Annotated in this window: 9 protein-coding genes; 7 read left to right on the top strand and 2 right to left on the bottom strand. The window is 70.9% G+C overall.

All coding sequences use genetic code 11. The features are described from left to right. Window positions 1-63 precede the first annotated feature (63 nt). Complete coding sequence (locus tag MOQ72_RS45045) at window positions 64-1827, bottom strand: FAD/NAD(P)-binding protein (RefSeq protein ID WP_277955515.1); 1764 nt, start codon at window positions 1825-1827, stop codon at window positions 64-66. 288 nt (window positions 1828-2115) lie between these two features. Between MOQ72_RS45045 and MOQ72_RS42810 the strand changes: the two genes are divergently transcribed. Continuing rightward, window positions 2116-2880: a GntR family transcriptional regulator gene (locus MOQ72_RS42810; protein WP_242191793.1), complete on the top strand. Its 765-nt coding sequence runs from the start codon at window positions 2116-2118 to the stop codon at window positions 2878-2880. 50 nt (window positions 2881-2930) lie between these two features. Here MOQ72_RS42810 and MOQ72_RS42805 read toward each other — a convergent pair whose 3' ends face one another. Then, window positions 2931-3842 (bottom strand): erythromycin esterase family protein, encoded by a 912-nt coding sequence (locus MOQ72_RS42805; RefSeq protein ID WP_242191792.1) that lies wholly within the window; start codon window positions 3840-3842, stop codon window positions 2931-2933. A 250-nt stretch (window positions 3843-4092) separates the two neighbouring features. Between MOQ72_RS42805 and MOQ72_RS42800 the strand changes: the two genes are divergently transcribed. From MOQ72_RS42800 to MOQ72_RS42775, 6 genes are all read left to right on the top strand, one after another. Continuing rightward, window positions 4093-5415 (top strand): purine-cytosine permease family protein, encoded by a 1323-nt coding sequence (locus MOQ72_RS42800; protein ID WP_242191791.1) that lies wholly within the window; start codon window positions 4093-4095, stop codon window positions 5413-5415. 63 nt (window positions 5416-5478) lie between these two features. Further along, window positions 5479-7038: a hydantoinase/oxoprolinase N-terminal domain-containing protein gene (locus MOQ72_RS42795; RefSeq protein WP_242191790.1), complete on the top strand. Its 1560-nt coding sequence runs from the start codon at window positions 5479-5481 to the stop codon at window positions 7036-7038. Beyond that, window positions 7031-8128 (top strand): S-methyl thiohydantoin desulfurase family protein, encoded by a 1098-nt coding sequence (locus tag MOQ72_RS42790; RefSeq protein ID WP_242191789.1) that lies wholly within the window; start codon window positions 7031-7033, stop codon window positions 8126-8128. The genes MOQ72_RS42795 and MOQ72_RS42790 overlap by 8 nt, the downstream gene beginning before the upstream one ends. Beyond that, window positions 8125-9219: an S-methyl thiohydantoin desulfurase family protein gene (locus MOQ72_RS42785; protein WP_242191788.1), complete on the top strand. Its 1095-nt coding sequence runs from the start codon at window positions 8125-8127 to the stop codon at window positions 9217-9219. The genes MOQ72_RS42790 and MOQ72_RS42785 overlap by 4 nt, the downstream gene beginning before the upstream one ends. A 181-nt stretch (window positions 9220-9400) precedes the next feature. Beyond that, window positions 9401-10474, top strand: a complete 1074-nt coding sequence (locus tag MOQ72_RS42780) for a DUF917 domain-containing protein (protein WP_242191787.1) — start codon at window positions 9401-9403, stop codon at window positions 10472-10474. A 148-nt stretch (window positions 10475-10622) separates the two neighbouring features. Beyond that, the gene (locus MOQ72_RS42775) at window positions 10623-12131 is read left to right on the top strand and encodes a PucR family transcriptional regulator (protein ID WP_242191786.1); all 1509 of its coding nucleotides are present in this window, start codon (window positions 10623-10625) and stop codon (window positions 12129-12131) included. Window positions 12132-12271: the final 140 nt, after the last annotated feature.

Below are 12271 nucleotides of genomic sequence, written 5' to 3'. Positions count from 1 at the left end.
CTCCCAGTGTCTTGCGGGACACCCGCACCCGGTCGGCCGCATGAGCAGGAAAGGGATTGTGGCTCATACAGCCTCCCGAGTGGTGAATGCGTCCAAGGCGGTGTTGAGGATCGCGGCGGCGATCGCATCGGTCTCGTGGAAGAAGTCGGCGTCGGTGCCCGGTCGCGCCCCGATCGCGGTGGTCCACCGCACGCCCTCCAGCGGAATCCCGGCGGCGAACAGCCCGCGGTGCACCCGGCCGTCGGGGCGGCGGACCCGGCCGTCGCTCGGCCGCACGTCCAGCGCCCCCGTCGGGATCGGCGGGTGGCCGGGGCGTTCCGCGACGAGCCGGTGCGGCCGGGCCAGGCCGTCGGCGAGCAGGGTGCGCAGCAGCCCCGGACCGGGCGTGGTGACGTCGATCGGCGGAATCCAGGCGTCCACCACGTGATCCGGGCTGACGTGCAGGCCCGGCACCAGCGCGGACTCGAACCGCTGGACATCCTTGAGCGGGCCGAGCAGATCGACGACCCCGGCCGCCAGCAGCCCGCGCAGCTGCTTGATCCGCAGCGCTGGCGGGCCGCCGGAGAGGAAGTTCGCCCAGCGGTTGAGCATGCCGAGGACGTCGCGGCGGTAGGAGTCACCGGTCAGGTTCCCGGCGGTGATGATCTTGCGCAAGGCCGGACGGGCGTGCCGGATCGCGGCGATCAGCGCGGCCTGCGGCGACGGTTGCGGTGCGGTCGCTTCGCGGTGGTCGCGGTCCAGGTAGTCCGCCCACCAGGCGCGCAGCTCGGCGAGGTCGGCGAAGCTGCGCCCGCCGAGCGGATCGAGCAGGGCGTCCAAGTCGAGGCGCAGCGCGGCCGGGACGGCCAGCCGCCGGGGGCCGAGCACCTCGTGCTGCGGCAGGATCCGGGAGTACCAGGCGAGTTCCAGATCCGCGATCAGCAGCGGCAGCACGTCGCGCGCGAAGTCCAGCCGTGGCGCGGCGCAGAGTTCCGCGACCCGCTCGGGAGTCAGGAATGCCACCGGCGGGTGGAAATCCGGGGTGTCGACGCGCGCGTGGAACGGCAGGCCGCGTCGCGACGTGATCCAGATGTGCGGTTCGCGGCCACTCGGCCGGTAGCGGCCCGAACCGTCGAAGACGCCGCCACGGCCCGAAGTGAGCCGCGCGATCACGTCGAAGGCGTTGAGCCCGGCGCCGCGCAACAGCAGCTCGGCCCCGGCGTCGATCTCGTCCAGCGGATAGTCGGCGGGGTGACCAGCGCCGATGTGGCGACGGCCCGGCCGTGGCGGCGCGTCGAGGTGGCCGGTGGCCAGCACCACGTCGGAAGCGATGCGGCAGCTTCGGTCGGCGAAGGTCACCGCGAAACCGTCGCGGAGCTCGGCAATGCCGACGACCTCGGTTTCGCGGCATTCGATGCGCACGTTCTCCGGCGCGCCGCCCAGCACCCGCTGCCGCGCGGCTTGCAGGTAGCGGCCGTACAGCGAGCGCGGCGCGTAGTCCCGATCGGTGGCGGTGGCGAGGAATTCGTCGAGCGCCGGTTCTCCGGTGCGGCCGGTCGTCGCGATCCAGTCCGCGAAGGTCGGGCCGGTGCCCACCGGTGCGTCCAGGGTCACCGATGAGTCCGGAAACACCGTGTTGTCCGAAATCATCGTGTTCATCAGGAAATCGCTGGACTGGTCGGCCCGCCACACCCGGCCGCCGGAGTTCAGGTACGGGTCGGTGAGCACGATGTCCAGCCGCCGGTCCGCAGCGCGCGCCACCAGCCGTTCGACCACCGACAACCCGCGGGGCCCGGCCCCCGCCACCACCACGCGGGTGGTCGGCCGGGCGGAAACGCGGGGATCCATCGGGAGAACTCCTGGTCGGCGATCGGGGCGACTCGGACGAACCGATTAAGGTGCCGGTGGGCTTCGGGGGTGTCAACCGCGAGCGGAACACCTCGCACGGCCTGCCACCACCTGGCGAACACTGCGGCAAAGATATCTGCTGCAACAGCTTTTTAGGGAGTCGTTCCACTATGTGGTCAATGCGGACCAGGGCGAGATAATCTGATGCATCAGGTGTTCGACTGTGAATTAGGTCACTTTATCCCATGGTGACGGGGAATCGGACGGCGAGCGGAACGGGAGCGCGCGATGGCTGAACCGGCTGGCTACCTGCGGGTCGCGGACGACCTCCGCGAACGGATCATCTCCGGCGGCCTCGCGCCCGGCGACCGGCTCCCGTCCCGCACCGAGATCAGCCGCACCTACCGGGTCGGCCAGAACGTCGCGATCTCGGCGGTGCAGATCCTGATGGCCGAAGGTCTGGTCGAGGGCCGAGCGGGCAGCGGCGTCTTCGTCCGCCACACCACCGGCCACCTCCGGGTGCAGCGGTCCTCGATGAGCGGCCACGTGCACGGCGCACCGTTCGTCGCGACCCGCAGCGGCGACCGCATCCCCGGCGAGCGGGAATCGACGTCCAGCACGATGCCCGCCCCGGCGCACATCGCGGCGCGACTGGGCATCGAGGTCGGCGAGGGCGTGATGCGCAGTGAGTACGCGTTCATGGCGGGCGGCGAGCGCACGATGATGTCGACCAGTTGGGAGCCGCTGGCGATCACCGGCGGAACCCCGGTAGCGCTGCCGAACACCGGCCCCAAAGCAGGAGAAGGCGTCGTGGAGCGGATGGCCTACATCGGCATCCTGGTCGACCGGACGGTGGAAGCGGTCTCAGCCCGACCGGCCTCGGCCGACGAAGCCCACCGCCTGAACGTCCCGAAGGGCAGCATCGTCCAAGTCCTGCAACGCACCTACTACACCGCGGATCGCCCGGTGGAAACGGCGGACATCGTCGTCGCGGCGTCCCGCTACCAGATCGAGTACGAAATCCCAGTGTCCCCCCGTCAAAAACCACGCTGACGGACCCGCAGGTCGTGAGTGCGAAAGCGGGCTCCAACCCGCTTTCGCACTCACAAGACCAGGCGGACGGAGGTCACCTCCCGGATGTGGACCACGAGGTCGAACCAGTCCCGCAGCGAGGCACCCGAGAGGTTGTGGTCGGCGTCGTTCGCCGGGTCGTAGTGCGGGCCGATCAGCCTCGTTCTGGTTGGCGCTTCGAGCCAGGCCCGCACGTCGGCCGGGGCGTCCGCATGCAGGTCGAGCACGTACGCGTCCGGCCCCGTGGCCAGCACCGCCTCGGCGAAGTCCGCTGGCGGGGCGGGTACCTCGTGCAGCGGCGATCCACTGTGGAATGTCAGACCGATCGAGACGTAGCCCGCTCCGAAGTGTTCTCGCAGGTAGCTACCCCCGTTTCGAGACGCCACCACCCCGGGCGAGATGGTGCGCGCGGCACCGTTGACCGTGTGCGCGAGACCGCCCCAGTACACGATCTTGTGCCCGGTGCGCTCGTGCCAGCGAATCGTGTTCGTCGCCAACCCGCGCTCGATGTCCGCCAGATCACGTCCGGGTACCACCGCCTCATCCGCGTGGGCGAGCCGAACCTGGTCGGCTGGGTGCTGCTCGTTGTGGGCGCGGATCCATTCGACCGCATCGAGGACCTCCTCGGTGCGCAAGAACGGTCGGGCGTCGGCCAGCAGTTCGCGCGGATCACCCCGGCCGGTCCGCGCGTACTCGTCGAGCTGGCTGCTCGCCACTTCGTCGCCCTCCAGGGCGAGCGAGCGAAATCCCAACTCCACCACCAGAAACCGCATCAGCCGCGACGCGACGACCGCCAGCTCGTGGGCGCCTCGCGAGGAGGCCCCGAGAGCCACGACCGTGGCGTCCCGCAACCTGTCGCGCAACGGCACCAGGTCGTCGTACCCGTCCACCGCCGTGAGCGGGATGGCCCGATCCTTGATCCACCGCGTTGCGCTGTGCTCCACTACGGCAACGTAGAACTTCGATCATGCTAGAAGTCAAGGAAACATCGTCGCTGGCCAGCATTTCAGCGCGTCACCGAATCACCACTGGGCAGCCGCCTGATCTGGGGTGGTTCACCGGCCCGAAACAAACGCCTGTGCAAAGTGCACCATGAGCGCGGTAACACTGTGCACATAACCCACTGACCGAGATCTGACCAGCCCTTACGGTACGCGATTGACGCCCACTCCGAACCGGCAGAAGGAGCTCGCCATGCCCTCATCCGTCGGGGTCGACGACTACGCGCTGACCCGGGTGCCCAGCACCGCTCGCTACTCCTGGTGGACCGTCGCGGTCCAGCGGTTCGGCCAGGTGTCCGCGCTCAGCCAATTCCTGCTCGGCGCCACGCTCGGTTTCGGCATGACCTTCTGGAACGCCTTCCTGGCGCTGACCCTGGGCGCGGTCATCCTGGAGATCGTCGCGATCTTCGTCGGCGTGATCGGTGCCCGCGAGGGCCTGTCCACCTCGATGCTGGCGCGCTGGACGGGCTTCGGCCGCGCCGGATCAGCGCTGATCGGACTGGCCATCGCGATCAGCCTGATCGGCTGGTTCGGCATCCAGTCCGCGGTGTCCGCCAAGGGCCTGGTCTCGCTGGTCGGCGGACTGCCCGAATGGGGTTGGTCGCTGGTGTTCGGGCTGCTCGTCACCGCGATCGTGCTGCGCGGTTTCGGCTCGATGGCCTGGGTCGCCTACCTGACCGTGCCCGCCTTCCTGGTCCTGGTCGGCTGGTCGATCAGCGTCGAGCTCACCCAGCACGACGTCGGGGCGCTGCTGACCTCCGCGCCGCCCGGTCCGCAGCTGTCGCTGCTGGCGGGCACCACGCTGGTGGCCGGTGGGTTCATCACCGGCGCGGTGATCACCCCGGACATGACCCGGTTCAACCGCACCGTCGGCGACGTGGTCAAGCAGACGCTGGTCGGCATCACCCTCGGCGAGTACGTGATCGGCCTGGCCGGTGTGCTGCTCGCGCACGCCGTGCGGTCCGCCGAGATCACCACCATCGTCACGTCGTCGGTCGGCTGGGTCGGCATCCTGGTGGTCGTGGCGGGCACGGTGAAGATCAACGATTGGAACCTGTACTCCTCCGGGCTCGGTCTGGTGAACTTCGTCGGCACGGTTTTCGGCAAGAAGCTCAACCGCGGCGTCGCGACGGCGGTGTTCGGCCTGATCGGCAGCGTGCTGGCCGCGGTCGGCATCCTCGAGGAGTTCACCGACTTCCTGTCCGTGCTCGGCGTGGTGTTCCCGCCGATCGGCGGGATCATGGTCGCCGAGTACTTCATCGTGCGGCGCTGGCGGGGCGAGCTGGAGGCGGCGCGCGCACTCGGCAGGGTTCCGGACGAGTCGCCGAACTGGGTGCCCGCGACGCTGATCATCTGGGTGGTTTCGGCGCTGCTCGGTGGATTCGTCGAGATCGGCTTGCCCAGCATCAACTCGCTGGCACTCGCGCTCGTGCTCTACGTCGTCGCGGGCAAGCTCGGCCTCGTCCGCGGTGTCGGCGCCACCGCGACCGCAACCCCGGTTTCCGTCGGGGTGTGAGTGCGAAAGCCGGTTCCAGCCGGTTTTCGCACTCACGACCAGGACCTGACAAGGAGTTTCGACTTGCGTATCGGCATTGACGTCGGCGGTACCAACACCGACGCGGTCCTGCTGGACGGCCGGGCGGTGCTCGCCGCGGTCAAGATGAGCACCACCGCCGATGTCACCTCGGGGATCGTCGCGGCGATCGACGGCCTGCAACAGCAGCACGCGTTCGACCCGACCAAGGTGCGCGCGGTGATGATCGGCACCACGCACTTCATCAACGCGCTGATCGAGGCCCGCCGCCTCGCCCCGACCGCCGCGGTGCGGCTGAGCCTGCCCGCCGGTGCGTCGCTGCCGCCGATGGTGGACTGGCCGCCGCGCCTGGTGGACGCCGTTGCCGGGCGCAGCTACCTGTGCCACGGCGGGCACGAGTTCGACGGTCGGCACATCGCCGAACTCGACGAAACCGAGTTGCGCAAGGCCATCGACGACATGGGGCGCAGCGGCATCCGCAGCGTCGCGATCACCTCGGTGTTCTCCCCGGTCAACCACGAATTCGAGCAGCGCGCGGCAGAGCTCATCACCGCCGAGCTGCCCGACGTGGCGATCTCGCTGTCCCACGAGATCGGTCGGATCGGCCTGCTGGAGCGGGAGAACGCCACGATCATCAACGCCGCGCTGCGGGAGTTGGCGGCCAACATCGTGGACGGCCTGGCCGCATCGGTGACCGGCGCGGGCATCACCGCGCCGCTGTACCTCAGCCAGAACGACGGCACGCTGATGGACGTCGACTTCGCCCGCCGCTACCCGGTGGCGACCTTCGCGTCCGGGCCGACCAACTCGATGCGCGGCGCCGCCGTGCTGTCCGGTTTGGACACCTGCGCGGTGGTCGACGTCGGCGGCACCACCACCGATGTCGGCGTGCTCAACCAGGGTTTCCCGCGCGAGGCGACCACCGCGGTCAGCATCGCCGGGATCCGCACCAACTTCCGGATGCCGGACGTGCTGTCCATCGGCCTGGGCGGCGGCAGCCTGGTGCGCGGCGAACCGGCCGCGGTGACCGTCGGCCCGGACTCGGTCGGCTACCAGCTGACTTCGAAAGCGCTGGTGTTCGGCGGGGACACGCTGACCGCGACGGACATCGCGGTGGCCGCCGGGCGCGCCGTGATCGGCGACCCCGGCCCGGTCGGGCACCTGGACCAGGAGCTCGTTCGCGCCACGCTGGAGCGCATCGCCGCGGAAACCGCCGACGCGGTGGAGCGGATGCGCACGTCCGCCGAGCCGTTGCCGGTGGTCGCCGTCGGCGGCGGCTCGGTGCTGTTGCCGGACCGCATGGGCGATGCGGGCGAGGTGCGCCGACCCGAGCACTACGCGGTGGCCAACGCCATCGGCGCGGCCATCGCGCAGATCGGCGGCGAGGTCGACCGGGTGTACGCGATCGAGCCGGGCCGCCGCGACTCCGTGGTCGACGAGGCCAAGCAGGAGGCGATCGACCGCGCGGTGGCGGCGGGCGCGAGTCCGTCCACCGTCGACATCGTGGACTTCGACGAGGTGCCGATCCCGTACCTGCCGGGCAACGCGACCCGCATCCGCGCGAAGGCCGTCGGTGATCTGCAGCTCGGAGGCGGCGATGAGTGACGATCGCACGACGGCGACGATGCGGCGGATCGAACTGTCCGATTTGGACGACATCGCGCGCGGCGCCGCCATCCTGGGCACCGGCGGTGGCGGTGACCCGCACATCGGTCGGTTGCTGGCCGGCGCGTCGTTGCACGAGCACGGCCCGGTCACCCTGACGCCGCTGGACGAACTGCCGCGGGACGCCGCCGTGCTGCCGGTGGCGATGATGGGCGCGCCGACCGTGATGGTCGAGAAGCTGCCGTCGATCGAACAGATCGGCCTGGCCGCGCACACGCTGGCCCACTACCTCGGCCGCGAGCTCACGCACATCGCCTGCGCCGAGGCGGGTGGCGTCAACTCGCTGATCCCGGTCGCCGCCGCGGCGCAGCTCGGCCTGCCGCTGGTCGACGCCGACGGCATGGGCCGCGCGTTCCCGGAGATCCAGATGGTGCTGCCCACGCTGTACGGCGTCGCGGCCACGCCGATGGCCATCGCCGATGAGAAGGGCAACCGCGGAGTTCTGGACACAGTGGACAACCACTGGGCGGAGCGGTTGGCGCGCAGCGCCACCATCGACATGGGCTGCTCGGCGATGATCAGCAGTTATGCCATGACCGGGCAGCAGGCCAGCGAATCGCTCGTGCCGGGCACGCTGACGTTGTGCGCCGAGTTGGGCCGGTTGGTGCGCACCGCGCAGGCCGAGCACACCGATCCAGTGGCCGCGGTCGTCACGCGGTTGCGCGGTCGACGGCTGTTCACCGGCAAGGTCGTCGACGTCGCGCGCCGCACCGTGTCCGGCTTCGCCCGCGGCGACGCCCGGCTGACCGGCACGGACGGCGACGGGGGGACCGAGTTGGTGCTGCGGTTCCAGAACGAACACCTCGTCGCCGAGCGCGACGGCGCCGTGCTGGCGTCGGTGCCGGACCTGATCTGCACGCTGGACCGGGAATCCGGCGAGGCGGTGACCACCGAGGCGCTGCGCTTCGGCCAGCGGGTCGCGGTCATCGCCGCACCAGCCGACCCGCGCTGGCACAGCCCGGCCGGGCTGGCCTTGGCCGGGCCGCGCTACTTCGGCTACGACATCGATCCGGTGGGGGTTGCGCAGTGAGCTGGCAGTTGACCGAGGACCACCTCGACGATCTGGCCCGCGGCGCGGCCGTGCTGGGCACCGGAGGCGGCGGCGACCCGTACGTGGGGCGGTTGCTGGTGCAGCAGGCGATCCGCGAGTTCGGCGCGATCATGGTGCTCGATCCCTCCGAAGTGGACGATGACGCCCTGGTGATTCCGACCGCGCAGATGGGCGCGCCCACGGTGGTGCACGAGAAGATCCCCAGCGGCAACGAGCCGGTCGTCGCGCTGCGGGCGCTGGAGCGGCATCTCGGCATCGCGGCGACCGCGACCATGCCGATCGAATGCGGCGGCATCAACTCGATGATCCCGCTGGTCGTGGCGGCCCGCACCGGGCTACCGGTGGTGGACGCCGATGGCATGGGCCGGGCCTTCCCCGAACTGCAGATGGAGACCTTCGGGGTCTACGGGGTGCGCGGTTCGCCGATGGCGGTGGCCGGGGAACGCTGCGAGACCGCGGTGATCGACACCGGTGCGGACAACAAGCGGATGGAATGGCTGGCGCGCGGCATCACCATCCGGCTCGGCGGGGTGGCGCACATCGCCGAGTACTCGATGCGCGGCGCGGACGTCAAGCGCACCGCGATCCCGCGCACCCTCACCCTGGCGCACACCGTCGGCAAGGCCATCCGCGAGGCCCGCGAGAACAATGCGGATCCGCTCACGCACCTCGGCGAGGCGCTGAAGGACACCCTGTACCGGAACCTGCGGGTGCTGTTCCGGGGCAAGGTCTCGGACGTCGAGCGGCGCACCGAGGCCGGGTTCGCGCGCGGCCACGCTGCCGTGCTGTCCTTCGACGGCGCGCACAAGCTGGAGTTGGAGTTCCAGAACGAGCACCTGGTGGCGCTGGTCGACGGCGAGGTGCGGTGCGTGGTGCCGGATCTGGTGTGCGTGCTGGAGGCCGAGCAGGCCGAGCCGATCACCACCGAGACCCTGCGGTACGGCCAACGGGTCACAGTGATCGGCATCTCCACCCCGGACCTGATGCGCACCCCCGAAGCCCTCGCGGTCTTCGGTCCGGCCGCCTTCGGACTGCCCTACGACTTCCACCCGGTCGAAGACCTCGCCTGACCGCGCAGCGGTCCCTGCTCCGTGCACGTCCGCGGCGTGCCCACGCGGGGGGTGGACGCGGCGATTCCGCGCGGAATCTCCGCGTCCCGTGGGGGGCGGGTGCCGGTTTCGCGAGGAACCGCCACCCGCCCCACGGGGTCCGTCCAGGGGTGGAGCTGGGGTGATGAGGCACGCTGGGTCCATGCGCATCGGCTTGTCGGACGTGGCCTCCTTGGAGCGCGGCGTGTCCCTGCTCGGCTCCGGCGGCGGTGGGGACACCGTCACGGCTGCCGCCCTGCTGCGCAACCGGCTCACCGCAGGCCACCCGATGACCGTCATCCCGACCAGCGAGCTGGCCGCCGACGCCCAAGTGGTGCCGATCGGCGTGATCGGGGCGACCGCGGTGTTCGCCGAGAAGCTGCCCAGCGGGGCGGAGTTCGGCGCGGCCGTCTCGGCCATGGAGCAGTGGACCGGCCGAGCCGCGGACGCGGTGGTCTCCATCGAGGTCGGCGGGCTCAACGGCGTCCTCCCCCTCTTCGCAGCCGAGCAGCTCGGCCTGACCGGGGTGGACGCCGACCTGTCCGGACGCGGAGTGCCGCGCCTCGACCAGCTCTCCGTCGCCGCCGCGGGCAACGGGCTGGCGCCCGCCGTGCTCGCCGAGCCGGGCGGGCAGGTGCTGCTGCTGGCCGAAGGCACCCCGGCTGAGGTCGAACGCAACGCGCGCGCCTTCCTCGCCAACTCCGGCGGCTGGGCGGTGCTCGCCCTCGCGCCGATCCCGGCGCGGGAACTACCGGCCTGCGCGATCCTCGACACCGTGAGCGCCGCGCTTTCCCTGGGCCGCCGCGCCCTCGCGCTGGGCGAACGGCCGGAGGCCGATGAGCTCGCCGCGGCCACCGGCGGCCAGGTACTCGGACTGGGGCGGGTGGTCGAGGTGTCCCGCCGTCCCAGCGAGCCCGGTCGCACCGGGTTCGCCCGCGGTAGCGTCACCGTCCTGGACCACCGGACGCGGTCGTTGCTGCGGCTGGAGATGGAGAACGAATACCTGCTCGCGCTGTGCGACGGCGAACCCGTCGCGTCCACACCGGATGTCCTCGCGGTGTTGGATCGCCGAACCGGCGTGCCGATCCTCTGCGATGTCGTCCGGCCGGGCGTTGAAGTCACCGTCCTGCGGCTGCCCGCCGTGGAGTTCTGGACGGACCCGCGTCGGCTGCCGGTGGTGGAACCACGTGCCTTCGGCATCGACTGCGACCCGATCCTGCTGGAGGTGCGGCGATGAAACTCCCCGTGTCAACCTCAGTCCTCCCGAACCGCACCTCAGGGGAACGTGACGCAAACCAGCCACGAGAAACCATGAAACGCCGAGATTGGCTGGACGCGACCACAACTGTGAATCGCGGAGAGGCGGAACTGGAGGCGGACCAGCGATGAGCACCAGCGTGCGGCGGCTGCTCGCGCTGCCGGAATGGCGCAGCTCGGTGCGGGTGCTGGCGGGCGACATCGACCGCACCGTGCGACTGGCGCGACCGATGGTCCCGGACCGGCCGGTCGAGGTCGGCGAGCTCGTGGTGGTCGTGCAGCCGGTGCCCACGACCGACTGGCGGATCGATGCGCTGCTGCGCCGGACCGCTGACGGCGACGGCGCCGGTGTGCTGCTGCCCGCTGGCGGACTGCTGGACACCACGCGCATGCTCGGCGACCGGCTCGGCGTCCCGCTGCTGGCGGCGACCGCGCCGCCGCTCGACCTGCTGATCGCGGCCCGGCTCCTGCTGGCCGCACCGACGCTGGACCGCGCGGACCTCGTGCTGGCCATCCACGAAACGCTCGGCCCGCGCATCCACACACCGGAGGAAATCGTGACGACCGTGCACGGTCTCCTCGGCGCACCGGTCGCCCTGCTCGACGCCAGCGGCGCGCTGCTGGCCGGAAAACTCCCCCACACCAACGAAGTCCGCGTGCGCGAACCGGTGCCGCAGCGCATCCAACTCGGCGGGGACGTGCTGCTCGCACATCCCGTGCTGCTGCCCGACGCAGCACGGCCGACGCTTTGGCTGACCGCCGAACTGCACGGCACCAGCGCGGCCCGCGCGGACATAGTGCCGCCCGCGCTGTCGGTCGCCGCCGCGGCCGTGCAGCGCTGGCTGCTCACCAACCGGCTTGAACTGGAGCGCGACGCGCGGTCCCGCGCCGCATTGCTGGGCGATCTGCTCCGCCTGGACGACGAGCCGCCCGCCGACCTGCGGCGCCGCGCCGCCGACGCGGGATGGGCGCTCGGTGGCTGGCACATCGGTATCCGCATCGGTACCCAGTCCGCAGTGGACACCGTCGCGCGCACCCCGGAAGTCGAACGCGCGCTGCGCCCCGATGGCAGCGAAGCGGTGGTGGTCGAGCACGGCGACGGCTGGACCGGGTGGGTGACCTACGACCAGGAACCGACGGCCGACCAGGTGCGGGCACTGGCCGCGCAACTGCGCACCGCCCACCACGAACTGCAGCGCACCATGGACCTGCACATGGGGGTGGGCGGCCCGCACCCGCAGGCGGACGGACTGGCCACCACGATCGCCGAGGCCACCGATGCCGCCCGGATGGCCAAGGCCAGGCCCGAGTCGGGCCGGTTCCTGCACGTCGACCAACTCGGCATGGCGCAGCTGCTGCTGGAGTGGACCCGCACGGACACCTTCGAACCCGCCGCGCGCACGCTCATCGCACCGCTGCGCGGCCAGCCCGGCGACCTGATCCACACCCTGGCGACCTACCTGGACGCGGAGTCGTCGATCGCGGAGACCGCCGCGGTGCTCGGCGTCCACCGCAACACCGTCGCGGCGCGCATCGACCGCATCGAACGCCTCCTCGCGGTCGACCTCAGCCACCGCGACGAACGCCTGGCCCTGCACCTGGCCTGCCGCGCGGTCACCCTCGCCGACGGCGAGTGACGAGCACGAGCCCCCTGGAGACCGTTCCAGGTGGTTTGCGCAGTGTCCGTCTTTGTTCTTGTTTTTGAAGCGGCGAAGCCGCTTAGCCCACGTACGCCACTTGCACCGCCGCGGGTTCTCAGCGGTGCCATGCGGGGACA

It is taken from the genome of Saccharopolyspora soli, from assembly GCF_022678645.1.
GTDB lineage: Bacteria > Actinomycetota > Actinomycetes > Mycobacteriales > Pseudonocardiaceae > Saccharopolyspora > Saccharopolyspora soli.
This window is presented reverse-complemented; position numbering and strand designations above follow the sequence as displayed.